Here is a 23951-nt window from a genome sequence, read left to right as displayed (position 1 = left end):
GCTGTTCCGCGACCAGGGGTTCGAACGCCTGGAGCTGCGCACCACCGCCGACAACACCGCCTCCCAGCAACACCGCACGGCCGCGCGCGCCGTTGGGAAGCGGAGGGGATCCAGGGTTCACGGCCGGTCCAGCCGCAGCCGCTGGGCCCTCGGCAGCCCCGCGACGACGAGGTCGTACGAGTCCTCGATCAGCTCCCGCACCAGCCGCTCCGGCAGTCCGCCGGCCACGGTCACGGTGTTCCAGTGCCGCTTGTTCATGTGCCACCCGGGGACGATCAGCCCCTCGTGCTCGGTGCGCAGCCGGACCGCGTCCTCCGGGTCGCACTTGAGGTTGACCGTCAGCGGCCGCGCGCCCAGGCTCGTCAGGGCGAACATCTTGCCCAGCACCTTGAAGACCGACGTCTCCGGATTGAACGGGAAGTCCTCCTCGGCAGCGTTGAAGGACAGACAGAACGCGCGCAGTGCCTCGGGGGTCATTCGGGTTTCGCCTCCTCGGCGGGCTCGACCAGTACCGTCACGATCTTGTTCCGGCGTCCGGCCGCGGCCTCCGCGGTCAGCTTCAGCCGGCGTTCGTCGGGCAGTTCGACCTCGGCGGACGCCCCCGCGATGGGGACACGGCCGAGGGCCTTGGCGAGCAGTCCGCCGACGGTCTCCACGTCCTCGTCGTCGTACTCCTCCAGGCCGTACAGCTCGCCGAGGTCGGTGATGTCCAGGCGGGCGGTGACCCGGAAGCGGTGGTCGCCGAGGTCCTCGACCGGCGGTATCTCGCGGTCGTACTCGTCGGTGATCTCGCCGACGATCTCCTCGAGGATGTCCTCGATGGTGACGATGCCGGCGGTGCCGCCGTACTCGTCGATGACGACGGCGACGTGGTTGCGTTCCTTCTGCATCTCGCGCAGCAGGTCACCGGCGTTCTTGGTGTCGGGCACGAAGACGGCGGGCCGCATGGCGGTCGAGACCAGGTCGCTCTCCGCGTCGCGGCTGATGTGCGTCTTGCGGACCAGGTCCTTCAGATACACGATCCCGACGATGTCGTCCTCGCTCTCGCCGGTGACCGGGATCCGGGAGAACCCGGAGCGCAGCGCGAGGGTGAGGGCCTGCCGGATGGTCTTGAAGCGCTCGATGGTGACCAGGTCGGTCCGCGGCACCATGACCTCGCGGACCAGGGTGTCGCCCAGTTCGAAGACCGAGTGCACCATCCGGCGCTCCTCGTCCTCGATCAGCGACTCCTGCTCGGCGAGGTCGACCAGCGCGCGCAGCTCCGCCTCGGAGGCGAAGGGGCCGCGTCTGAAGCCCTTGCCGGGCGTGAGCGCGTTACCGATGAGGATCAGCAGGGACGGGATCGGGCCCATGATCCGGGCGAGGGGCAGCAGCACGTACGCGGACACGGTCGCCGTGTTCAGCGGGTGCTGGCGGCCGATGGTGCGCGGCGACACACCCACGGCGACGTATGACACCAGCACCATCACCCCGATGGCGACCAGCAGGGCCTGCCAGGTGGCGGCGAACTCCTGCAGGCAGGCGTAGGTCACCAGGGCCGCGGCCGCCATCTCGCAGGCGACGCGGACCAGCAGGGCCACGTTGAGATAGCGGGTGGGGTCGGCGGCGACCTGGGCGAGCTTCGCGCTGCCGCGCCGCCCGGACTTGACGGCCTCCTCGGCGCGGAAGCTGGAGACCCGGGCGAGGCCCGCCTCCGCGCAGGCGGCGAGCCAGGCGACGACGACCAGCGCGATCGCGCCGACCACGATCTGCGGAGACATGCGGCCCGCTTACGAGACGGTCGGCGCCGGGGACGGCCCCGTCAGGCCGCGCTCGGCCCGCCATCCGTCCACGATGGCCGCCTGGAGCCCGAACATCTCGGCCTTCTCGTCGGGCTCCTCGTGGTCGTACCCGAGCAGGTGCAGCACTCCATGGACGGTGAGCAGTTGCAGCTCCTCGTCCATGGAGTGCTGGGTCGGCGCTTCCTCGCCCTGCTTCTTGGCGACCTCGGGGCAGAGCACGATGTCCCCGAGCAGCCCCTGCGGCGGCTCGTCGTCGTCCTTGGACGGCGGCCGGAGCTCGTCCATCGGGAACGACATGACATCGGTGGGACCCGGCAGGTCCATCCACTGGATATGAAGCTGCTCCATGGCGTCGGCGTCCACGACGATCACCGAGAGCTCGGAGAGCGGGTGGATGCGCATCCGCGCGAGTGCGTAGCGGGCGATGTCGAGGACCGCCTGCTCGTCTACCTCGGTGCCGGACTCGTTGTTGACGTCGATCGACATGGTCGTGCTGGTCTACTTCCCCTTGTGTCCGGCCTTGCCCCGGCCCTGCACCTTGTGCGCGCCGTTCTGGGTGCCGTGCTTGTCGTCGTACTTCTCGTACGCGTCGACGATACGGCCCACCAGCTTGTGCCGTACGACATCGTGGGACGACAGCCGGGAGAAGTGGACGTCCTCGACGCCCTCCAGGATCTCCTGCACCTGCCGCAGACCGCTCTTGGTGCCGTCCGGGAGGTCCACCTGGGTCACGTCACCCGTGATCACGATCTTCGAGTCGAAGCCGAGGCGGGTGAGGAACATCTTCATCTGTTCGGGGCTCGTGTTCTGGGCCTCGTCCAGGATGATGAAGGCGTCGTTGAGCGTGCGGCCACGCATGTAGGCGAGCGGCGCGACCTCGATGGTCCCGGCGGCCATGAGCCGTGGAATGGAGTCCGGGTCGAGCATGTCGTGCAGCGCGTCGTACAGCGGGCGCAGGTAGGGGTCGATCTTCTCGTACAGCGTGCCGGGCAGGAAGCCGAGCCGCTCACCGGCCTCCACGGCGGGGCGGGTGAGGATGATCCGGTTGACCTGCTTGGACTGCAGGGCCTGCACGGCCTTGGCCATGGCCAGGTAGGTCTTGCCGGTACCGGCGGGCCCGATGCCGAAGACGATCGTGTGCTTGTCGATCGCGTCGACGTAGCGCTTCTGGTTGAGGGTCTTCGGGCGGATGGTGCGCCCGCGCGAGGACAGGATGTTCTGCGTCAGTACCTGCGCCGGGGTCTCGGGCCCGTCGCTCGTCCCGTTCTCGCTCGCCTTGAGCATGGCGATCGAGCGTTCCACTGCGTCCTCCGTCATCGGCTGTCCGGTGCGGAGCACCAGCATCATCTCGTCGAACACGCGCGAAATGAGGGCGACGTCGGTGGGGTCACCGACCGCGCTGATCTCATTTCCCCGGACGTGTATGTCGGCCGCCGGGAAGGCCCTCTCGATCACGCGCAGGAGGGAGTCGCCGGAACCCAGCACGGTCACCATGGGGTGCTGGGCGGGGACGGTGAGCTGCGCTCGGGCCTGCTCCTGCGCGGGGGCGGTGTGAGCTGTGGGTGTCTGTGTCATGGGCCGGCGCTGAAGGCCTGCGCTTCCTCCTTCTCACGGCCGCGTAGCTGAGGGCGGCCTCGCGCTTCCAGGGTACGACGGTGCACTGACAAGCCCGTAGGACTTTTCCGGGGGCAGACGGAGCCGCTCCCGTCCGCCCGTCACGTCGAACGACGGAACCCGATGGTCGGCACGGCACGGCGCAGGGGCCAGGGCCGGTCCAGTTCCTCCGGCACCAGCCCCTCCAGGAACGCGTACCGCCGAAGCGCCGCCGGGTCCTGCCCCGGCACCGACTGGACCCGCCGCCACCACGCCCCGATCTCCGACCACCCCGGCGCCGACAGGGACCCCCCGAACTCCTGCACCGACAGGGCCGCCGTGAGCCCGGCGAACGCCAGCCGGTCCGCCAGCGGCCACCCCGCCAGCGACCCCGTCACGAACCCGGCGACGAAGACGTCCCCCGCCCCCGTCGGATCCAGCGCCTCCACGGCGATCGCCGGCACCTCCGCCGCCTCCCCCGTCCGCCGGTCCACCGCGTAGGCCCCCTCCGGGCCCAGCGTGACGACCGCCACCGGCACGTACTCGGTCAGGGCATGGGCGGCGAGCCGCGGGCAGTCCGCCCCGGTGTACCGCTTCGCCTCCTCCGCGTTCGGCAGAAACGCCTCGCAGTGCCGCAGGTCGGCGAGCCCGGCCAGGTCCCACGCCCCGGTCTCGTCCCAGCCGACGTCGGCGAAGATCCTGGTGCCCTCCCGCGCGGCCTGCGCGATCCACGGCGCCCGCGTGCCGGGCGTCAGCGAGGCGACGGCCGCACGCGCGCGGGACGGGCGCGCCGGAGCCCCCTCCGCGCCGAACACGGCCCGCGGCGGCGGCTCGTGCCCGTGGGAGACCATGGTCCGCTCGCCCTCGTACGCCATGGACACCGTCACCGGCGAGTGCCAGCCGGGCACGGTCCGCGACGCCGACAGGTCGATGCCCTCGCCCTGTTCGAGCGCGTCCCAGCAGTACTCGCCGTAGTGGTCGTCCCCGAAGGCCGCCGCGAGGGAGGTCCGCAGGCCGAGCCGGGCCAGGGCGGTGGCCATGTTGGCGACCCCGCCGGGGCTGGACCCCATGCCCCGGGCCCAGGACTCGGTGCCGCGCACGGGCGCCGAGTCCAGGCCGGTGAAGATGATGTCGAGGAAGACCGTGCCCGTCAGGTAGACGTCCCAGGGCGGGTCACCGGGTGCGCGCAGCGCGGCGAGCGGGTCGACCTGGGCCTGACAGCGTGCGGCGGGGGTGAGGTGTTCCGGTTCCTCTCCGGTGATGGTCTGCGACGGGGTCACGGTGCGCTCCCTGGCGTGGTGCGGATCTGGCCAGTGTGCACCACTCGCCGCGCCGCGCAGGGGGTTACCAGCGAGGCATCACCGGTTGCCGCCGGCCCGGTTCGGCCACCCGCATCGCCGCCGCGTCGTCGCGGTCCCGCAGCGAGCCGTCGTCCTCGGCCCACCGACGGTGCAGCCGGGCCAGCTCGTCCCGGTCCGGCTCGATGCCGAGGCCCGGCGCGTCGGAGACCGCGACCCGCCCGCCGCGGAACTGCAGCCGCTCGGTGAGGACGTCCTCGGACTGCCAGGGGTAGTGGGAGTCGCACGCATGCTGGAGACCGGGGACCGTGGCCGCGACCTGCGTCATCGCGGCGAGGCTGATCCCCAGGTGCGTGTTGGAGTGCATCGACACCCCGACCCCGAAGGCGGCGCAGACCGCGGCGAGCCGCTGGGTGTTGCGCAGCCCGCCCCAGTAGTGGTGGTCGCAGAGCACGACCTGAACGGCGTCGCGCCGGAACGCCTCCTTGATCTCCCCGAAGGTGGTCACGCACATGTTGGTGGCGAGCGGGACCTCCGTCCCCGCCGACACCTCGGCCATCGCTGCCGTACCGAGCGTCGGGTCCTCCAGGTACTCCAGGACGTCCCCGAGTTCGGCCGCCACCTTCAGCGAGGTCGCGACCGACCAGGCGCCGTTGGGGTCGAGGCGCAGCGGATGCCCGGGGAAGGCCCCGGCGAGGGCCCGTACGGCCGCGATCTCCTCATCGGGCGGAAAGACACCGCCCTTGAGCTTGAACGACGTGAACCCGTACCGCTCCTTGAACAGCCGTGCCTGCGCCACCACCCCGGCCGGGTCGAGGGCGGCTCCCCAGTCGTCCGGCTCGCAGACCACCCCCTCGGGATGCCCGGCCCACTTGTAGAACAGGTAGGCGCTGTACTCCACGGCGTCGCGCACCTTGCCGCCGAGCAGGGCGTGCACGGGCAGCCCGAGCGCCTTGCCCTGGGCGTCCAGGCAGGCGACCTCGAAGGCGGACAGCACCGACAGCCGCAGCTTGTCGGCGCTCTGCACCCCGCGCAGCCCGCCGGCGTCCACCTGTCCCTCGACCCGCGACTCGTCCACATCGAGGTCGATCCCGAACATCCGGTTCACATCCATGACCGAGCGTCCGGTGAGGCGCTCGGCCAGCGGGCGGGCCAGTTCGAGGTACTTGGTGTCGCCGTACGTCTCGCCGAGGCCGGTGATCCCGTCGGCGGTGACGATCTCCACGATCAGCCGCGGGGTGTAGGGCTGGTGCACGCCCTGGGTGTTGAGCAGCGGCGCGTCGGCGACCAGGATCGGCGTCAGCCGCACCTCGGCGATGGTCAGGTCACGGGTCACAGAAAGGCTCCTACGAGGCGACTCCGCCGGCGAGCGGCGCCCTCCGGGTCGCCGACCACCGCACACATCTCGCCTTATGAATGACGTCTACATATGAGAACGCAGCGTAGTCTCTATACCCGCGACCTCGCCAGGCAAACCGAGAAGTGACACAGATCGCACTCCCTGATCTTCTTCCGGAACCGCGTGCTTGATACAACTTGCTCGCGCGTTCCTGTCCATCGACAGCCGTCGCCCCACCCCCCTTCCCCGCACCTTGTTTTCGCCTGCCCTGGGAACGCCCGTGTCCGCCCCCCGCACCCCGCCCTGGCCCCTCGTCGCCCTTTTCACGGCCGGCTATCTCGCGCCCTATCTGCTGCCGACCACGGTCGGCCGGCTCGATTCCGCGCTTCCGCTCACCGCGACCCAGGCCGGCGCGATCGGCAGTGCGCTGCTGCTGAGTTCGGCGGCGGCGGGCTTCCTGCTCGCCTCCCGGGTCGACCGCGTCGGCCCCCGCACCCTCGCCCGGCTCGGCCTCACACTCGCCGTCCTCGGCTACGGCGGTGCCGCCCTCACCGGCTTCGTACCGGCCGTCGTCGCGGGCGCGGTCATCGGCGGACTCGGGTCCGGCACGGTCACTGCGGTCGCCGCGAGCGGGATCGCCGCGCTGGGGGTGCCCCCGGCCCGAGCGGAGCCGAGAACCTGGGGGAGCGACCCCCACCGGGTCACCACGCTCGGCCTGCTCGGTGTCTCCGCCCTCGCCGGCGCCCTGTACCTGACGATCCCGCACCTCGGCCCCGGCCACGGCCTGCCCCTGGCCGCCCTCGCGCTCACCGCGCTCACCGTCCTGCCGCTCACCGGCCGCCTGTCCGGTCCCGACGCACCGGCCCGTACGACCGTCGCCCACGGCCGGCTCCCCCGCCTGCGCGCCGGACTGCTGCTGGCCGCAGCCATGCCCTGCTGGTCCCTCGCCCAGAACTCCCTCTGGGGGGTCAGCGGCCGGATCGGACTCGACCAGGCCGGTCTCTCCGAGGTCACCGTCGGCGCGGTGTTCGCGGTCGCCCTCGGCGCCGGGCTCGTCGGGGTCGTCGGCGCGGGCGCACTCGGGGAGCGGCTGGGCCGGGCCGTCCCCGTCGGCGCCGGTACGGCACTGATCGCGGGCTGCGTCGCACTCAGCGCCTCCGCGCGGGACCTGCCGGCGTTCGCGGCCGGCGAGATCTCCTGGAACCTGCTCTACCCGGTCGTCCTGTCGTACGTCATCGGCCTCGCCGCCTCCCTCGACCCGCGGGGCCGCTGGGCGGTCCTGGTCGGCTCGGCGTCCTCACTGGGGACGGCGGCGGGACCGCTGACGGGGAGTGTGCTGGCGGCGGGCGCGGGCTTCCCGGTGATGGGGAGGGTGCTCGGTGCCGGGCTGCTGCTGGTCGCCGTCCCGATGACGGCGGTGGCGCTGCGGGCGGGCAGGCGCCCCCTGCCGGTGGTGGAACTCCCGGTGGAGACGCCCGCCGTACCCGTGCGGCACGCCTACGACACCGCGTCCCCGAACTCGTACGCCGCCACCTCCGCCAGATAGCGGGCCCTGCGCTCCTCGTCGTCCTCCAGGAAGGAGGCGAGGAAGGAGTTGCGGGCCAGCTCGCGCAGACGGTCCTCGGACAGGCCCAGAATCCGGTGCACGGCCGTGAAGTTGTCGCCCGCGTAGCCGCCGAAGTACGCCGGGTCGTCGGAGTTGACCGTGCACAGCAGGCCGGCGTCGAGCATGGCGGGCAGGGGGTGGTCGGCCAGGGTGTCGACGGTCCGCAGGCGGACGTTGGACAGCGGGCACAGGGTGAGCGGGATCCGTTCCCGCACCAGCCGCTCGACCAGCGCCGGGTCCTCGATGCAGCGCAGCCCGTGGTCGACGCGCTCCACCCCGAGCACGTCCAGGGCCTCGCGGATGTACTCCGGCGGCCCCTCCTCACCGGCGTGCGCGACACGGCGCAGCCCGAGCCCGGCGGCGGCCTCGTACACCTCCCGGAACTTCACCGGCGGATGCCCGACCTCGGCGGAGTCCAGGCCGATGCCGGTGATCCGGTCCAGGTACGGCCTGGCGGCCTCGAGGGTCTCCATCGCCGACTCGGCGGACTCGTCCCGCAGGAAGCAGAGGATGAGCCTGGTGGAGACGCCGTGGTTCTGCTCGCTGCCGCCGAGCGCCCGCCACAGCCCCTCCACGACCGTGCCCATGGACACACCCCGGGCGAGGTGGGCCTGCGGGTCGAAGAAGATCTCCGCGTGCCGGACGCCCTGCGCGGCGGCGCGGGCCAGGTAGGCGTTGGCCAGGTCGGCGAAGTCCTGCTCGGTGCGCAGGACCGCCATCAGCTCGTAGTACAGGTTCAGAAAGGACTGGAGGTCCTCGAACCGGTAGGCCTCGCGGAGCGCGTCCGTGTCGGCGTACGGCAGCTCGACGCCGTTGCGGGCGGCCAGCTCGAACGCCAGCTCCGGTTCCAGGGTGCCTTCGATGTGGAGGTGCAGTTCTGCTTTCGGGAGGGGCATCAAAGCATCGTACGGATCTTTTATCGCCGTTTCGGAACCGGCACCCGCTGCAGGTCGTGCGCCACGGTCAGCTCCCCGTCGAAGCCGGCCGCCCGCGCCTGCCGCTCGAACTCGTCCGGTTCGGTGTAGCGCTGGCTGAAGTGGGTGAGGACGAGGTGCCGCACCCCGGCCTCACGGGCCACCGCCGCAGCCTGGCCCGCCGTCAGATGGCCGTGTTCGACGGCCAGTTCGACGTCGTCGTCCAGGAAGGTCGACTCGATGACGAGCAGGTCGCAGCCCTCCGCGAGCGCGTGGACGCCGTCGCAGAGCCGGGTGTCCATGACGAACGCGAACCGCTGCCCGCGCCGTACCTCGCTGACGTCCGCCAGCGTGACGTCGCCGAGCCGGCCCTCGCGCTGCAGCAGGCCGACGTCCGGGCCCTTGATCCCGTGCGCGGCGAGCCGGTCCGGCAGCATGCGGCGGCCGTCGGGTTCGATCAGGCGGTAGCCGTAGGACTCCACCGGATGCGACAGCCTGCGGGCCTCCAGGGTGTACGACGGGGTCACCGCGAGGATGCCGTCGGCGGCGACCGGTTCCTCGGTGAGGCGGACCGTCTCCCGGTAGGCCGTCGCGTAGCGCAGCCGGTCGAAGAAGCGCTGCCCGGAGCGCGGGTAGTGCGCGGTGACCTCGTGCGGCACCTGGTCGAGGTTGATCCGCTGGATGACTCCGGCCAGGCCGAGGGAGTGGTCGCCGTGGAAGTGGGTGACGCAGATCCGGTTCAGGTCGTGGGCGGCGACCCCGGCGCGCAGCATCTGCCGCTGGGTGCCCTCGCCGGGGTCGAACAGGATGCCCTGGCCGTCCCACCTCAGCAGGTAGCCGTTGTGGTTGCGGTGCCGGGTCGGGACCTGGCTGGCGGTGCCGAGGACGACCAGTTCACGTACGGACACTGTTGCTTACCCGGGGGGCCACTGCATGCCACGGCCGCCCAGGACGTGCGCGTGGGCGTGCCAGACGGTCTGGCCTGCGCCGGCACCCGTGTTGAAGACGGTGCGGTAGCTGTCGAGCTTCTCCTCGTCCGCCACGGCCTGGGTTGCGGCGAGCACGTCGGCGGCGAGTTGCGGTGCTTCGGCGCCGAGGATGGCGGCGTTCTCGTAGTGGGCCTTGGGGATCACCAGGATGTGGGTGGGGGCCTGGGGGTTTATGTCCCGGAAGGCCACGGTGGTGTCTGTTTCGCGGACGATCGTCGCCGGGATCCGGCCCGCGACGATCTTGCAGAACAGGCAGTCGTCCTGGGGTTCGCCTGCCATGCGTGTGCCTCCTCACGCCGATGATCAATACCGGTGCATCGTAGTCGTATCAGGTGGGCATACCCGGCGGAGTTTTCGCGGGCCGTTCCTCCAGTGCCTCCAGCGCGAGCCGGATCGCCTCGTCGAGCTGGGCGTCCCTGCCCCCCGCCCAGTCCTGCGGGCGCTGTACGACCTCCACGTCCGGGTCCACCCCGTGGTTCTCGACGTCCCAGCCCACCCCCTCCAGCCACATCGCGTACTTCGGCTGGGTGACCAGGGTGCCGTCGATCAGGTGGTAGCGGCTGTCGATGCCGATGACGCCGCCCCAGGTGCGGGTGCCGACGACCGGGCCGATGCCGAGGGCCTTGATCGCCGCGTTGACGATGTCGCCGTCGGAGCCGGAGAACTCGTTGGCGACGGCGACGACCGGGCCGCGCGGGGCGTCGAGGGGGTAGCTGGTGGGGCGCATGCCGCGCGGGAGGTCCCAGCCGATGATGCGGCGGGCCAATTTCTCGACGACGAGCTGGGAGGTGTGGCCGCCGCGGTTCTCGCGGACGTCGACCACCAGACCCTCCCGGGCGACCTCCACACGCAGGTCGCGGTGGATCTGCGCCCAGCCGGGGGCCTGCATGTCGGGGACGTGGAGGTAGCCGAGGCGGCCGTCGGAGGCCGCGTGGACGTGGGCGCGGCGGTCGGCCACCCAGGCGTGGTAGCGCAGGGGTTCCTCGTCGGCGACCGGGACGACGACGGTGTGACGGGGTTCGCCGCCGCCCGCCGGGGAGATGGTCAGTTCCACCGGGTGACCCGCCGTGCCGACGAGCAACGGGCCCGGTCCCGTCACCGGGTCGACGGTGTGGCCGGCGACGGCGATGATCGCGTCGCCGGGGCGGACGGCGACTCCGGGCGCGGCGAGCGGGGAGCGGGCGTCGGGGTCGGAGGTCTCCGCGGGCAGGATGCGGTCGATGCGCCAACTGCCGTCCGGATGGCGGGAGACGTCGGCGCCGAGCAGACCGTGCCGGGGGCCGCCGCCGGTGCCGCCGGAGGGGATGACGTAGGCGTGCGAGGTGCCCAGTTCGCCGTGCACCTCCCACAGGAGGTCGGTCAGGTCGCTGTGGGTGGCGAGGCGGGCCAGGAGGGGGCGGTAGCGGTCGAGGACGCCGGTCCAGTCGGCGCCGCCGAGGTCGGGACGCCAGAAGTGGTCACGCATGAGGCGGCCGGTCTCGTCGTACATCTGCCGCCACTCCGCGGCCGGGTCGAGGGTCTGCCGGACGCGGGTGAGGTCGACCGAGACGCTGGTGTCGCCGTCGTCGTCGCTGCCGGTACGGCGGTCGCCGGGGACGACCCGGAGCCGGCCGTCGCTCCACAGCAGCACGCGTTTGCCGTCGCCGCTGACCTCGAAGTGGCCGGCGTCGGAGGCCAGGTGCTCCAGGCGCCGCTGGGCGAGGTCGTAGCGCTCCAGCTCGGTGTGCGGATCGGGGTCCTCGGGGTGGGCACGGGCGGCGCCGAGGACGCCCTGCACGGGATGGCGCAGCCAGAGCACGCCGTCCTTGGCGGCGCGCAGGGTGGAGTACCGGCCGGCCTCCACCGGGAACGGGACGATGCGGTCGGCGAGCCCCTCGGGGTCGATGCGGGTGGCCGGGGTGCCCTCGCTGTCGGGGGTCTCGTCCTTGTCGGGGGCCTCGAAGGGGCGGCCGTGGCGTTGCGGGCCGAAGGGCGAGGGCGTGGTGGCGGCCAGGGGGATCAGGTGCGGGCGGGCACCGACCACGAACGCGAGGTCGAAGACGTGCTCGTCGTAGACCGGGTCGAAGGCGCGGTTGGAGAGGAACGCGAGGTGTTTGCCGTCGAGGGTGAAGGCGGGGGCGTAGTCCTGGAAGCGGAGCGGGGTCGCCTCGGTGACCGAGAGGTCGGTGGTGTGGGCGATGCGCAGTTGGGAGAGCGGGCGGGGGCCGGGGTGGGCCCAGGCGAGCCAGGCGGAGTCGGGTGAGAAGGCGAGCCCGGAGACCTCGCCGTCGTCGCTGCGGTCGACCTCGCGGACCTCGCCGGTCTCCCGCTCGACGAGCAGCAGCCGCCCGTCGTGCGCGGCCACGGCGGCCCGGCTGCCGTCCGGGGCCATGGCCAGCTCCAGCACCCGGCCGAGCTGTCCGGCCGCGAGGCGGCGCGGGGGCGCTCCGGGCACGGTGCCGGTCGCCGGGGCGAACTCCAGGGCGTCGTCGCCCTCCGCGTCCGTCACCCACACCACCCATTCCTCGCCCTCGGCACGGAAGGCGCGCGGCATCCGGGCGCGGACGCCGGGGGTGGCGGCGAGGGCGCGGGCGGGCCCGGAGCGGTGGGTGACCCAGTGGATCCCGCCGCGCACGCACACGGCGCTGCCGCGCGCGGTGTGGTCGGGGGACGCCTCGCCGAACCAGCGGGAGGCGTTCACCGGGCGGGGGCGCAGGTCGATCCGGGGGCCGCCGAGGCGCACGTCCAGCCGGCGCGGCTCGGCGCCCTCCAGGTCGTCGAGGAGCCACAGTTCACCGGCACAGCTGTAGACGGCCCGGGTGCCGTCACCGGACGCGTGCCGGGCGTAGAAGCCGTCGAGCGGTGTGTGCCGGCGCAGGTCGGAGCCGTCGGCGAGGGAGGAGTACAGGGCGCCGGTGCCCTCGTGGTCGCAGAGGAAGGCGATCCGGTCCCCCGCCCACACCGGGCACTCGATGTTCCCGTCGAGTTCTTCGTGCAGCCGGACGAACTCCCCGCTCCCCTCCCGGTCGATCCACAACTTGCCCGCCGTACCGCCCCGGTAGCGCTTCCAGTGGGCGGCCTCGCGGCCCATCGGCGCGGACAGCAGGACGGTGGCCGGGCCGGAGGCCACGTCGCCGACCGGGCCGTACGGCAGGGCCTCGGCGGGTCCGCCGTCCAGCGGCACGGCGTACGCCCAGCTGTGCCGGAAGCTGTGCCGGCCGTGCGCGCCGAGCGCGAGCACCCGTCCGTCGGCGGTCCAGCCCCTGACCTCCGTACGGCGGTTGCCCCAGTACGTCAGCCGGTCGGCGGGGCCGCCGTCGACGGGGGCGACATGCACCTCGGGCGCGCCGTCCCGGGTGGACGTCCAGGCGAGGAACCGGCCGTCCGGGGACATCCGGGGCGTGGTCACGGGTCTGTTGTCGGCGCTGACCCGCCAGGCCCGGCCGCCGTCGAGCGGCGCGAGCCACACGTCGTCCTCGGCGACGAACGTCACCAAGTCACCCTGCACATGGGGAAATCGGAGATACGCCGCACCTTGAGTCACCCCGTCACTGTACGCAGCGACGGGTGCGCCCCGCCCGGTGTTCGGATCACTTCCCCTCGACGGGCCAGCAGGTGGGGTCGCCCTTGCACCAGAGGGTCCGGGTGACGGTGACGGTCACGGTCGGCCGACCGCCGCCGGGACGATAGGTGGGCGGCCGGTACGTCGGCCCCGGCTTGGCGTCGCAGTCCCCGAGCCCGTCGACGTGGAACACCTGCCTGCCGCCGACCCTGGCCGTCAGATCGCCGCGCACACACGCACCGTCGACGGCCCTGGTCACCTTCCCGGTGACGGTGATCTTCCGCCCGCCCCTGGTCTCACCTCTGCAGTCGACGGAGACGACGGTGCTCTCGGCCGGCGAGGGCGACTTCCCCGTCGAGCCGCCCCCGCGGTCACCGGTGCAGGTGAGCCAACTGACGTCGACGTGCTGCTGCTTGAGCCTGGCCGTGGCCGTGGTGCCGGTGGTGTACGCGGCGGAGGCGGAACTGAGGTCCCCGGGCTGACAGGCCACCACGGCCGTGCCGGCCCCCACGACCAGCCCGGCGACGGCCACGGCCCGCACTACGCGTCGATTCCCTCTCAAAACCCCCATGCTGGGCAGAGTGCCACCGGACGGTGCACAGGGAAAGGCCGCTTACGGCCACTCACCCGTTCGGGAAGCCGCAGGCGCCCCTTCAGGGGCGCGGGGAACCCCGCGGGCGACCGCGACGGCGCCGCAGCCGCCCGACGCCATGCGCCCGGCACTTCCCCGAATGTGCCCGTCACCTCCCCGAGGCGGCCGAACCAGCGGAAACCCCTAACCGCGCAGCAGCAGCCACTGCTGGAGTTCGACGAGGTTGCCCTCCGGGTCCTTGAGGTGGGCCACGCGCATGCGGTCGGTCATGGGCGCCGGGCCGTGCAGCAGGGTGGCACCGCGGGAGGTGATCCGCGCGCAGTAGGCGTCCAGGTCGTCGACGCGCAGGACCACCAGGGAGCGGTGGCCGGTGGCGGACTCGCCCAGCTCCTGAAGGACCTCGGCCATCATCGAGCGGTCCTGCAGCGCGATCCCCGCGGAGCCGGCGTGCGGGCTGAACTTCTCGTACGGACCCTCGGCCGCGCCGGACTGCGGCCTGAGGCCGAGGACGTCGGCGTAGAAGCGGTAGCAGGCGGCGAAGTCGGTGACCAGGAGGCGGACTTGAGCGAGTTCCACGGTGTCCTCGGGCGGTGTCAGGACCAGCGGCCGGTGCGGCCCAGGAGCAGGGCCACGGCGGCGGTGCCGGCGGTGGATGTACGCAACACGGTAGGACCGAGCACGCACGCCTTCGCACCCGCCTCCTCGAAGAGCGCCAACTCGTCGCGCGCCACGCCGCCTTCGGGGCCGACGACCAGCACGATCTCGCCTTCGGCGGGGAGGGGGGCGGTGGCCAGCGGCTCGCTGACGTGCTCGAAGTCGGAGTGCAGTACGGCGGCGAAGTCGGCTTTGGCCAAAAGTGCGGCAACCTGCTTGGTGCTCGCCGCGTCCGCGACCTCGGGGAAGCGCAGCCGACGGGACTGCTTGCCGGCCTCGCGCGCGGTGGCCCGCCACTTGGCGAGCGCCTTCAGACCCCGCTCGCCCTTCCACTGGGTGATGCAGCGGGCGGCCTGCCAGGGCACGATCGCGTCGACCCCGGTCTCCGTCATGGTCTCGACGGCGAGTTCGCCCCGGTCGCCCTTGGGGAGCGCCTGGACGACGGTGATCCGGGGGCTGGGCTCCGGCTCCACCGGGAACTCGAACGGCTCGACCACCAGGTGGTCCTTGCCCGACACGCTGACGACGACCCCGGCCGCGCCCCGGCCCCTGCCGTCCGTCAGCACCACGTGCTCGCCGGGCTGCATCCGCCGTACGGAGACCGCGTGCCGCCCCTCGGGACCCGTGACGTCGACGGCCGATCCGGGGCCCACGCCCTCCAGCGAGTCGACGACGAACACCGGCGCGGTCATCGCAGGTCCCCCTCGGCCGACAACGCTGTCCGAGCGGCGTCGAGTTCCTCGGCCAGCACCTCCACCAGCCGCCCGGCCGGCAGCTCGCGGGCCATCCGGTGGCCCTGGCCCGCCCACAGCGCCATGCCCTGCGCGTCCCCGGCCTTGGCGGCGGCCTTGCGCAGCGGCGCGGTGAGGTGGTGGAGCTCCGGGTAGGCGGCGGGGGCGTACGGGCCGTGCTCGCGCAGGAACCGGTTGACCAGACCGCGGGCCGGTCTCCCGGAGAAGGCCCGGGTCAACGCGGTGCGTGCGAACAGGGGGTTGGTCAGCGCCTGCTTGTGCAGGGCGCTGGCGCCGGACTCGGGCGTGGCGAGAAAGGCGGTGCCCAGCTGGGCCGCGCTCGCGCCGGCCGCGAGGACGGCGGCGATCTGGCCGCCGCGCATGATGCCGCCGGCGGCGACGATCGGGATGCGCACGGCCTCACGGATCTGCGCGACCAGCGAGAGCAGCCCGATGCCGGAGCCGTCGTTCTCGGCGAGGTCCCGGTGGGTTCCCTGGTGACCGCCGGCCTCCACGCCCTGCGCGATCACCGCGTCCGCACCGGCCTGTTCCACCGCGCGGGCCTCCTCGGCGGTGGTGGCGGTGACCAGGGTGAGGGTGCCGGCCCGCCGCAGCTTGTCCAACACCTCCCGGCCCGGCACACCGAAGTGGAAGGAGACCACCGGCACCGGGTTGTCGAGGAGTACGGCGAGCTTGGCGTCGTAACCGTCGTCCCGGCCGCTGTCCGGGTCACCCAGCTCGGTCTCGTACCAGGCGGCCTCGCCGGCCAGCTGGTGCGCGTAGACCTCTACGGCGCCCGACTCGGCGTGGTCGGGCTGCGGCATGAACACGTTCACGCCGAAGGGGCGGCTCGTGAGCCCCCGCAGTTGCTTGATCTCCTGGTACATGCCGTCGGCGGTCTTGTATCCGGCGGCGAGGAACCCGAGGCCACCGGCCTCGGAGACGGCGGCGACGAGCTGCGGGACGGAGACTCCGCCCGCCATGGGGGCCTGCACGATCGGGTGGGGGAAGAGATCGGTCAGCGCGGAGGACATGACCGCATGTTGTCACGTCCTTCGAACAAGTCCGAATCGGGGCGTCGCACGGCATAGGACAGCGGCATAGGGGGTGCCGAAGCACCCCCTGTGCCCAGGTCGCAGCACCCGTCGGCGACATCCTCCAGCCGCCGTCAGCGACCGTTGAACGCGTCCTTCAACCGCGAGAACAGCCCCTGCTGCCCCGGCTGGAACTGGCCCTGTGGACGCTCCTCGCCGCGCAGCTTGGCCAGCTCGCGCAGCAGGCGCTCCTGCTCGGGGTCCAGCTTGGTCGGGGTCTGGACCTCGACGTGCACGATCAGGTCACCCCGGCCGCCGCCGCGCAGATGCGTGACGCCCCGGTTGTGCAGCGGGATCGACTGGCCGGACTGGGTGCCGGGCCGGATGTCGACCTCCTCCATGCCGTCCAGGGTCTCCAGCGGCACCTTGGTGCCGAGCGCGGCGGCCGTCATCGGGATCGTGACCGTACAGTGCAGGTCGTCACCGCGCCGCTGGAACATCGAGTGCGGCAACTCGTGGATCTCGACGTACAGGTCACCGGCGGGGCCGCCGCCGGGCCCGACCTCGCCCTCACCGGCGAGCTGGATCCGCGTGCCGTTGTCGACACCGGCCGGGATCTTGACGGTGAGCGTGCGGCGGGAGCGGACGCGGCCGTCACCGGCGCACTCCGGGCACGGGGTCGGCACCACGGTCCCGAAGCCCTGGCACTGCGGACAGGGACGCGAGGTCATGACCTGACCCAGGAAGGACCGGGTGACCTGCGAGACCTCACCACGGCCCCGGCACATGTCACACGTCTGGGCGGTCGTACCGGGCGCCGCGCCCTCTCCGTTGCAGGTGTTGCAGACGATCGCCGTGTCGACCTGGATGTCCTTGGTGGTCCCGAAGGCCGCCTCGTCCAGCTCCACGTCGATGCGGATCATCGCGTCCTGGCCGCGCCGGGTGCGCGAGCGCGGCCCGCGCTGCGACGCCGTACCGAAGAACGCGTCCATGATGTCGGAGAAGTTGCCGAAGCCACCGGCACCGAAGCCGCCCGCACCGGCACCGCCGGACTGCGAGAGCGGATCGCCGCCCAGGTCGTAGACCTGCTTCTTCTGCGGGTCCGACAGCACCTCGTAAGCGGCGTTGATCTCCTTGAACCGCTCCTGGGTCTTCGGATCCGGGTTGACGTCCGGGTGCAGCTCGCGCGCGAGCCGACGGAACGCCTTCTTGATCTCATCCTGCGACGCGTCGCGGCGCACGCCGAGAACGGCGTAGTAGTCCGTGGCCACTTACGACTCCGCCAGGATCTGTCCGACGTACCGTGCCACTGCGCGTACCGCTCCCATCGTTCCCGGGTAGTCCATGCGGGTCGGTCCGACCACGCCGAGCTTGGCAACCGCCTCGCCGCCCGAACCGTAGCCCACCGACACCACCGAGGTGGAGTTGAGCCCCTCGTGGGCGTTCTCGTGCCCGATGCGCACGGTCACGCCCGGATCCTTGGCCTCGCCGAGGAGCTTGAGGAGCACGACCTGCTCCTCAAGGGCCTCCAGGACGGGCCGGATCGTGAGGGGAAAGTCATGCCCGAAGCGGGTGAGATTGGCGGTACCGCCGATCATCAACCGCTCCTCGTTCTCCTCGACGAGTGTCTCCAGGAGAGTGGAGAGCACCATCGAGACCGTACCGCGGTCCTCGGCCTCGAAGGCCTCGGGGAGGTCCTCGACCAGCCTCGGCACGTCCGCGAACCGGCGGCCCGCGACCCGGCTGTTCAGCCGCGCGCGCAGGTCGGCGAGCGAGCTCTCACCGAAGGGCGCCGGGCAGTCGACCATCCGCTGCTCGACCCGGCCGGTGTCCGTGATCAGCACGAGCATCACGCGCGCGGGAGCGAGCGAGAGCAGCTCCACGTGCCGGACGGTGGACCGGGTCAGGGACGGGTACTGCACGACGGCGACCTGCCGGGTCAGCTGCGCGAGCAGCCGCACCGTGCGCGCCACGACGTCGTCGAGGTCGACGGCGCCCTCCAGGAAGTTCTGGATGGCGCGCCGCTCGGGCGCCGTCATGGGCTTGACGCCGGCGAGCTTGTCCACGAACAGCCGGTAACCCTTGTCGGTGGGGATGCGCCCCGCGCTGGTGTGCGGCTGCGCGATGAACCCCTCGTCCTCCAGGGCCGCCATGTCGTTGCGGACGGTGGCCGGGGAGACCCCGAGGTTGTGCCGCTCGGTCAGGGCCTTCGACCCGACCGGCTCCTCGGTGCCGACGTAGTCCTGGACGATGGCGCGCAGTACCTGAAGCCTGCGTTCACTCAGCATTCGGCGCGCACCTCCAGCACGTCGTCCCCTTCTGTTCCGCGGTTCGTCCGCCTGGCACTCTTCGCACGCGAGTGCCAGCGTTCCCGGGCCCAGTGTACGGCTGTCGGGTACACCCGGGGCAAGGTCGGTACGGTCGCGGCGGCTCGTGCAGCTAGCGTCGCGGTATGACGGTGACTTGGGAAGAGCTGGGGTGGGAACGGCTGGCCGCCGGGGTCGGACGCCGGCGCCTCCCGGGCTGGGACTGCACGGTCGGGCTGGTCCTCGGGGCGGGTACGGCCCTCATGGTGGACGCCGGTTCCAGCCTGGCCGAGGGCGCGCGGCTGCGGGCACAGGCCGAGGAGCTGGCCGGCGGCCGTGTGACCCATCTCGCGCTGACCCACCCCCATTTCGACCATGTCTTCGGGGCGGCGGCGATGGCGGGAGCGCAGGTGTACGGCCCGGTGGGGCTGGACGCGGTCTTCGCGTACGAGCGCGAGGACCTGCGCCTGGACGCGATCAGGAACGGGCTGCCGGTCGCCGACGCCGACGAGGCGGTGGACGCGCTGGCCCCGCCCCGGCATCCGGTCTCCGGTGAGTGGACGCTGGACCTCGGGGGCGGCCGCCAGGCGTTGCTGGCGAACGTGGGCCCGGGGCACACGGCGCACGATCTCGCGGTGCTCGTGCCGGGAGATCCCGAGGTGGTCTTCTGCGGCGACCTGGTCGAGGAGTCCGGCGAACCCCAGGCGGGCCCGGACGCGGTCCCGTCCCGCTGGCCGGACGCCCTCGACCGGCTGCTGTCCCTGGGCGGCGGGGACGCGCTGTACGTGCCCGGTCACGGAGCGGTGGTGGACGCGGGGTTCGTACGACGCCAGCGTGATCAACTGGCGGCGCGTTTCGGCGTGTCGTGAGTCTTCGCGTACGGCTTCTCCTATCGTCATCCGAATGCGCACGTACTCCGCCGACCTGACCCCGCCGTGGAAGAGGCAGCAGCCGGTACCGGAGGTACCCGCTGAGCCGGGCCTGGTGGTGGAGGAGCCCGGCACCGGGTTCTGCGGGGCGGTGATCCGCTGCGAGGCGGGCACGGTGACGCTGGAGGACCGCTTCGGCAAGCACCGGGTGTTCCCCCTGGAGCCGCGGGGCTTCCTGCTGGAGGGGCGCGTGGTGACGCTGGTCCGCCCCTCGTCACCGGCTCCGGTACGACCCGCCCGTACGGCCTCCGGCTCGGTCGCCGTCCCCGGCGCCCGCGCCCGCGTGGCCCGGGCCGGCCGCATCTACGTCGAGGGCCGGCACGACGCCGAGCTGGTGGAGAAGGTGTGGGGCGACGACCTGCGCATCGAGGGCGTGGTGGTGGAGTACCTGGAGGGCGTGGACGACCTGCCGTCGATCGTGTCGTCCTTCGCACCGGGTCCGGACGCGCGGTTGGGTGTGCTTGTGGACCACCTCGTCCCGGGCACGAAGGAGTGGCGGATCGCGGAGTCGGTGACGAGTGAGCACGCGCTGGTGGTGGGCCACCCGTACATCGACATCTGGGAGGCCGTGAAGCCGTCGTCGCTGGGGATCGAGGCCTGGCCGAGGGTGCCGCGCGGGCAGGACTGGAAGACGGGGGTGTGCCGGGCGCTGGGCTGGCCGTCGGAGAACACCGGGGCGGTGTGGCAGGCGATCCTGAAGCGGGTGGGGTCCTACAGGGACCTGGAGCCGGAGCTGCTGGGGAGGGTGGAGGAGCTGATCGACTTCGTCACGGGTAGCGGTGGGGCCTGACGTTGGGGAACGTTCCGAACTCGGTGGTGTCCAGTTCGAGTCCCAGAACCTCCACCGGAACTGGATCGCCGAATTTAATGATCTCCTGGCTCAGGTAGTCGGCGTCCTCGCCTTGGCCCGCAGGCTTCGTCAGCAAGACGCAGTGCGCCATGATCGGGTCGAGGATGAGGTAGGCGGGGATCCTTCCGGCCGCGTAGATCGAGCGCTTGACCACGTAGTCCTGATGAATGCTGGACTTGGAGACGACCTCCATGACCATCGTGACCAGCTTGGAGGGCAGCAGACGGCCCGAGTCGGGTAGCGCGTCTCGCGCCACGACCACCAGGTCCGGAACTGGCTCGCTGGCCTCGTCCAGGATGTCCACGTCCTGAGTCTGAAGGCGAGACCAGCGCTGTCGCGGGATCTGGTCCTGTACATCGGCAACGATCATGTTGTGCACGATGTCAGGGCTGGCCATCATCACGATTACCCCCCGGAGAAGCTCCATCTTGACGCCCTCAGGAGGCTCGAGCTCCTCGAAGATCTTCACCATGCCGGTGGTCATCGGTCGGTCGTCCACAGCGGTCATCTCCGCAGCCCTCCGGTTTCCGCCACCGTGCAATTACGGCGGCAGCCTACGAACCAGGTTAGGGACCGAACCGGCGTTCCGGAGGGATTCACTCGCGGGAGTGATCAATCCACCAGGTCCCGCACCACCGCGTCCGCCAGCAAACGCCCCCGCAACGTCAGCACGGCCCGCCCCTCGTCGTACGGCCCTTCCTGGAGGAGCCCGTCCGCCAGCGCGCGCTGGGACGCCGCAAGCCCCTCCTCCTTCAGCAGAGCCAGGGGCACCCCCTCGCGCAGCCTCAGCTCCAGCAGGATCCGCTCCACCCGCCGGTCCTCCTCGGACAGCAGCTCCCGCCCGGCCCCCGGCGACCGACCCGACGCCAGCGCCGCCGCGTACGCCCCCGGATGCTTGACGTTCCACCAGCGCACCCCGCCCACGTGCGAGTGCGCCCCGGGTCCCGCGCCCCACCAGTCGGCGCCGCGCCAGTACAGCTCGTTGTGCAGGCAGCGGCCCGCCTCGGAGGTGGCCCAGTTGGAGACCTCGTACCAGTCGAAGCCCGCCGCGGACAGGGTCTCCTCGGCGATCAGATAGCGGTCCGCGTGCACGTCGTCGTCGGTCATCGGGACCTCGCCCCGACGGATCCGGCGGGCCAGCTGCGTGCCCTCCTCGACGATGAGCGCGTAGGCGCTGACGTGGTCCGGACCGGCGCCGATCGCCCCGTCCAGCGAGGCCCGCCAGTCGTCGTCGCTCTCACCGGGGGTGCCGTAGATCAGGTCCAGGTTCACGTGCTCGAAGCCCGCCGCCCGGGCCTCCGCGACGCAGGCCTCGGGGCGGCCCGGGGTGTGGGTGCGGTCGAGGACGCGCAGCACGTGCTGTTTCGCGCTCTGCATGCCGAAGGAAATCCGGTTGAAGCCGCCCTCACGGAGCGTGGCGAGGTAGGCCGGGTCCACCGACTCCGGGTTCGCCTCCGTCGTGATCTCCGCGTCCGGTGCCAGACCGAACTCGTCGCGGATCGCCCCGAGCATCCGTACGAGGTCGTCGGCGGCCAGCAGTGTGGGCGTACCGCCCCCGACGAAGACCGTGCGGACCTCGCGCGGGTCGTCGCCGAGCACCTTCCGGGCGAGCCGGATCTCGTCCGTCAGCGTGTCCGCGTAGTTGTCGCGGGAGGCCAGCACGCCGCCGGTGCCGCGCAGCTCGGTCGCGGTGTAGGTGTTGAAGTCGCAGTAGCCGCAGCGGGTCGCGCAGTACGGCACGTGCAGATAGAAACCGAGCGGGCGGTCGGCGGCCCCGGCGAGCGCGTCGGCGGGCAGCGCACCGTCGGCGGGGACGGGCTCGCCGTCGGGGAGTGCGGAAGGCATGCCTTCCATTGTCCAGCACCGGCGCGCCTACTCCGCCTGCAGCACCAGCAGCGCCAGGTCGTCCTCGGGCAGCCGGCCCCCGCCGAAGTCGTCCACCAGGCGGCGGATCCTTTCCGCGATCAGTTCGGCGCTGAGCCCGGCACAGCCGGACAGGGCGCGGGCGAGGCCGTCGCCGTCGTCGAACTGCCGGGAGCCGGAGCGCCGCTCGGTCACCCCGTCGGTGACGCACAGCAGGCTGTCGCCGGGCCGCAGGTCGAGGGTCTCGCTGGTGTAGGTCTCGTCCTCGACCACACCGAGCAGGGTCTGCGGGCGGGCGGCGGTGCGCACCGTGCCGTCGGGGCCCAGGACGAGCGGGAGCGGGTGGCCGGCGGAGGCGAGGGTGCAGCGGACCCCACCGCCCTCGTACGGCGTGAGCTCGCCGTAGAGCAGGGACAGGAAGCGGGTCTGCGGGCCGTCCCCGGAGGCCAGGGACCGTCCGCCCGCGGCGACGAGGGCGCGGGCCGCGGCGTCGGCGGCCTCGGTGGCGTCGTCCAGGAGGAGCTGGTTGAGCCGGTCGAGGACGTCGGCGACCCGGTAGCCCTCGCGGGCGAGGAGGCGGAGCCAGGGGCGGGCGAGACCGATCACGACCGCCGCCTCCGGGCCCTTGCCCTGGACGTCGCCGACGGCGAAGCACCAGCGGCCGTCACCGGCCGGGAACAGATCGTAGAAGTCGCCGCTGGGGCCGCCCTTGTCGCAGGGCTCGTACACGAGCGCGCTGCGCACGCCCGGGATCTCGGCGACCGCGCCGGGCAGCAGACCGCGCTGCAGGACGGCGCTGATGGTGGCCTGGCGGGCGTACTGGCGGGCCGCGCCGATGGCGAGGGCCACCCGGCGGCTGAGGTCTTCCACGAGCCCGGTGACCTCGTCGGGGAAGCCGAGCAGCCCGCACCGGCCGATGACCAGCGTGCCGAGCGGCCGGCCGCCCGCGATCAGCCGGTACGCCAGCGCCGTGCCGTCGGCGCCCTGCGGGCCGAGCGCGTGGCCGGGCCACGGGTACGCCTCCGGGCCCGAGCGCACACCGTCGCGCGGGCAGGGCGGCTCCTTCTCCAGGGCGCACCGCAGTTCCTCGGCGTGGCTCTCGCTGGCGTGCCAGACCCGGTCGGGACCGCCTCCCACGCCGCCGCGCACGGTCGCCTCGTCCTCCAGCCACACCGCGCACCAGTCGGCCAGCCGGGGCACGATGAGCTGGCCGGTCAGGGCCGTGACCAGGTTCTCGTCCAGCTGACCGGCGAGCAGGTCGGAGGCCTCGGCGAGGAAGGACAGCGCGCCCCGGCCGAGCCAGTCCCGGTCGCCGTCGTGGCGGTGCGGCTGCGGGGCGAGGTCCTGGGCGACCTCCAGGGCCGCGTCCGGCACGGGCGTGTCCGGGTCCGCCACACCGCCCGGGGGCAGCCGCGCCCAGACCGTCTTGGCGTCGGCCCGGTAGGTGACGCCCCAGGACTCGGCGAGCGTGGTGACCAGCCGCAGGCCGCGCCCGTACTCGGGGGTGTCGTACGCCCCCTGGGCGCCCAGGGGGTCGCGCGGGGCGCGGGAGGGATGGCGGTCGCCCACCTCCACGACGAACGCGCCGGTCTCCTCCAGCCGCCAGTCGACCTCCACGTCCGTGCCGGCGTGCACGACGGCGTTGGTGACCAGCTCGCTGACGACGGCCATGGCGTCGTCGAGGAGCCGGGCCGAGACCCCGGGTGCCGCGGTCAGCGCGGCCCGCACCAGCGCACGGGCCGAGCCGGGCGCGACGGGACTCCCGGACAGCGTGGCCCGCCCCTCCGCCTCCCGGGCCCGGGGCGCCTCGCTCTCCCGCTGCGTGGGTATGGCCGCCATGTCCATGCGGCCCAGGGTGACAGACAGAGGGCACTTATAAGCGCTGAGTCACTGAAGCGGACAGAAGAGGGAACCTTTTGAGCACCAGCGAG

Annotated in this window: 22 protein-coding genes and 1 pseudogene; 4 read left to right on the top strand and 19 right to left on the bottom strand. The window is 72.4% G+C overall.

Translation table 11 applies throughout. The features are described from left to right. Positions 1-70: pseudogene (locus ACWC94_RS04980) on the top strand (GNAT family N-acetyltransferase); the annotation flags it as partial. Between the two features lie 47 nt (positions 71-117). Here ACWC94_RS04980 and ACWC94_RS04975 read toward each other — a convergent pair. The 6 genes from ACWC94_RS04975 to ACWC94_RS04950 form a co-directional block, all read right to left on the bottom strand. Further along, on the bottom strand, positions 118-477 hold the full coding sequence (locus ACWC94_RS04975; RefSeq protein WP_450794961.1) for an MmcQ/YjbR family DNA-binding protein: 360 nt from the start codon (positions 475-477) through the stop codon (positions 118-120). Beyond that, the gene (locus ACWC94_RS04970; RefSeq protein WP_450794960.1) at positions 474-1760 is read right to left on the bottom strand and encodes a hemolysin family protein; all 1287 of its coding nucleotides are present in this window, start codon (positions 1758-1760) and stop codon (positions 474-476) included. The genes ACWC94_RS04975 and ACWC94_RS04970 overlap by 4 nt, the downstream gene beginning before the upstream one ends. Before the next feature lie 9 nt (positions 1761-1769). Continuing rightward, complete coding sequence (gene ybeY / locus ACWC94_RS04965; protein ID WP_450794959.1) at positions 1770-2267, bottom strand: rRNA maturation RNase YbeY; 498 nt, start codon at positions 2265-2267, stop codon at positions 1770-1772. 12 nt (positions 2268-2279) lie between these two features. Beyond that, positions 2280-3356, bottom strand: a complete 1077-nt coding sequence (locus ACWC94_RS04960) for a PhoH family protein (RefSeq protein ID WP_450794958.1) — start codon at positions 3354-3356, stop codon at positions 2280-2282. A 140-nt stretch (positions 3357-3496) separates the two neighbouring features. Further along, the gene (locus ACWC94_RS04955; protein ID WP_450794957.1) at positions 3497-4654 is read right to left on the bottom strand and encodes a carbohydrate kinase family protein; all 1158 of its coding nucleotides are present in this window, start codon (positions 4652-4654) and stop codon (positions 3497-3499) included. Positions 4655-4718: 64 nt separating this feature from the next. Continuing rightward, positions 4719-6008: a glucarate dehydratase family protein gene (locus tag ACWC94_RS04950; protein WP_450794956.1), complete on the bottom strand. Its 1290-nt coding sequence runs from the start codon at positions 6006-6008 to the stop codon at positions 4719-4721. Between the two features lie 283 nt (positions 6009-6291). On the opposite strand from ACWC94_RS04950, the gene ACWC94_RS04945 reads away from it, so the two are divergent. Beyond that, positions 6292-7557 (top strand): MFS transporter, encoded by a 1266-nt coding sequence (locus tag ACWC94_RS04945; protein WP_450794955.1) that lies wholly within the window; start codon positions 6292-6294, stop codon positions 7555-7557. Here ACWC94_RS04945 and ACWC94_RS04940 read toward each other — a convergent pair. The 10 genes from ACWC94_RS04940 to hrcA form a co-directional block, all read right to left on the bottom strand. Then, on the bottom strand, positions 7509-8513 hold the full coding sequence (locus ACWC94_RS04940) for an adenosine deaminase (protein WP_450794954.1): 1005 nt from the start codon (positions 8511-8513) through the stop codon (positions 7509-7511). The two genes, ACWC94_RS04945 and ACWC94_RS04940, sit on opposite strands and share 49 nt — an antisense overlap. 20 nt (positions 8514-8533) lie before the next feature. Continuing rightward, positions 8534-9439 (bottom strand): ribonuclease Z, encoded by a 906-nt coding sequence (locus ACWC94_RS04935; protein WP_450794953.1) that lies wholly within the window; start codon positions 9437-9439, stop codon positions 8534-8536. A 6-nt stretch (positions 9440-9445) separates the two neighbouring features. Next, positions 9446-9799, bottom strand: a complete 354-nt coding sequence (locus tag ACWC94_RS04930; RefSeq protein WP_450794952.1) for a histidine triad nucleotide-binding protein — start codon at positions 9797-9799, stop codon at positions 9446-9448. A gap of 49 nt (positions 9800-9848) precedes the next feature. Further along, positions 9849-12995, bottom strand: coding sequence for a S41 family peptidase (locus ACWC94_RS04925; protein WP_450795026.1), 3147 nt, complete (start codon positions 12993-12995; stop codon positions 9849-9851). Between the two features lie 94 nt (positions 12996-13089). Next, positions 13090-13632 carry a hypothetical protein gene (locus tag ACWC94_RS04920; RefSeq protein WP_450794951.1) on the bottom strand — a complete coding sequence of 181 codons (543 nt, stop codon included), beginning with the start codon at positions 13630-13632 and terminating at the stop codon, positions 13090-13092. Positions 13633-13836: 204 nt separating this feature from the next. Then, a complete protein-coding gene (locus ACWC94_RS04915) occupies positions 13837-14229 on the bottom strand; it encodes a VOC family protein (RefSeq protein ID WP_450794949.1) in 393 nt (130 codons plus the stop codon). Positions 14230-14246: 17 nt separating this feature from the next. Further along, the gene (locus ACWC94_RS04910; RefSeq protein ID WP_450794948.1) at positions 14247-14999 is read right to left on the bottom strand and encodes a 16S rRNA (uracil(1498)-N(3))-methyltransferase; all 753 of its coding nucleotides are present in this window, start codon (positions 14997-14999) and stop codon (positions 14247-14249) included. Next, entirely contained in the window at positions 14996-16072 is a 1077-nt protein-coding gene (locus tag ACWC94_RS04905) for a nitronate monooxygenase (RefSeq protein ID WP_450794947.1), read from the bottom strand. The genes ACWC94_RS04910 and ACWC94_RS04905 overlap by 4 nt, the downstream gene beginning before the upstream one ends. Positions 16073-16206: 134 nt before the next feature. Further along, positions 16207-17343, bottom strand: a complete 1137-nt coding sequence (dnaJ, locus tag ACWC94_RS04900) for a molecular chaperone DnaJ (protein WP_450794946.1) — start codon at positions 17341-17343, stop codon at positions 16207-16209. Next, the gene (hrcA, locus tag ACWC94_RS04895; protein ID WP_450794945.1) at positions 17344-18360 is read right to left on the bottom strand and encodes a heat-inducible transcriptional repressor HrcA; all 1017 of its coding nucleotides are present in this window, start codon (positions 18358-18360) and stop codon (positions 17344-17346) included. Between the two features lie 164 nt (positions 18361-18524). Between hrcA and ACWC94_RS04890 the strand changes: the two genes are divergently transcribed. Both ACWC94_RS04890 and ACWC94_RS04885 read left to right on the top strand, forming a co-directional pair. Further along, complete coding sequence (locus tag ACWC94_RS04890) at positions 18525-19247, top strand: MBL fold metallo-hydrolase (protein ID WP_450794944.1); 723 nt, start codon at positions 18525-18527, stop codon at positions 19245-19247. 34 nt (positions 19248-19281) lie between these two features. After that, the gene (locus ACWC94_RS04885) at positions 19282-20097 is read left to right on the top strand and encodes a DUF3097 domain-containing protein (protein WP_450794943.1); all 816 of its coding nucleotides are present in this window, start codon (positions 19282-19284) and stop codon (positions 20095-20097) included. On the opposite strand, the gene ACWC94_RS04880 is transcribed toward ACWC94_RS04885, so the two are convergent. The 3 genes from ACWC94_RS04880 to ACWC94_RS04870 all read right to left on the bottom strand — a co-directional run bounded on the left by ACWC94_RS04880 (position 20075) and on the right by ACWC94_RS04870 (position 23859). Then, positions 20075-20665, bottom strand: coding sequence for a Uma2 family endonuclease (locus ACWC94_RS04880; RefSeq protein ID WP_450794941.1), 591 nt, complete (start codon positions 20663-20665; stop codon positions 20075-20077). The two genes, ACWC94_RS04885 and ACWC94_RS04880, sit on opposite strands and share 23 nt — an antisense overlap. A 104-nt stretch (positions 20666-20769) precedes the next feature. Continuing rightward, positions 20770-22002 (bottom strand): radical SAM family heme chaperone HemW, encoded by a 1233-nt coding sequence (hemW, locus tag ACWC94_RS04875; RefSeq protein WP_450794940.1) that lies wholly within the window; start codon positions 22000-22002, stop codon positions 20770-20772. Positions 22003-22029: 27 nt separating this feature from the next. Further along, on the bottom strand, positions 22030-23859 hold the full coding sequence (locus ACWC94_RS04870; RefSeq protein ID WP_450795025.1) for a SpoIIE family protein phosphatase: 1830 nt from the start codon (positions 23857-23859) through the stop codon (positions 22030-22032). Positions 23860-23951 lie beyond the last annotated feature (92 nt).

The sequence above is a fragment of the Streptomyces sp. NPDC001135 genome, assembly GCF_053598395.1.
The sequence above is the reverse complement of the archived record's forward strand: the minus strand, read 5'-3'. Positions and strand labels throughout refer to the sequence as shown.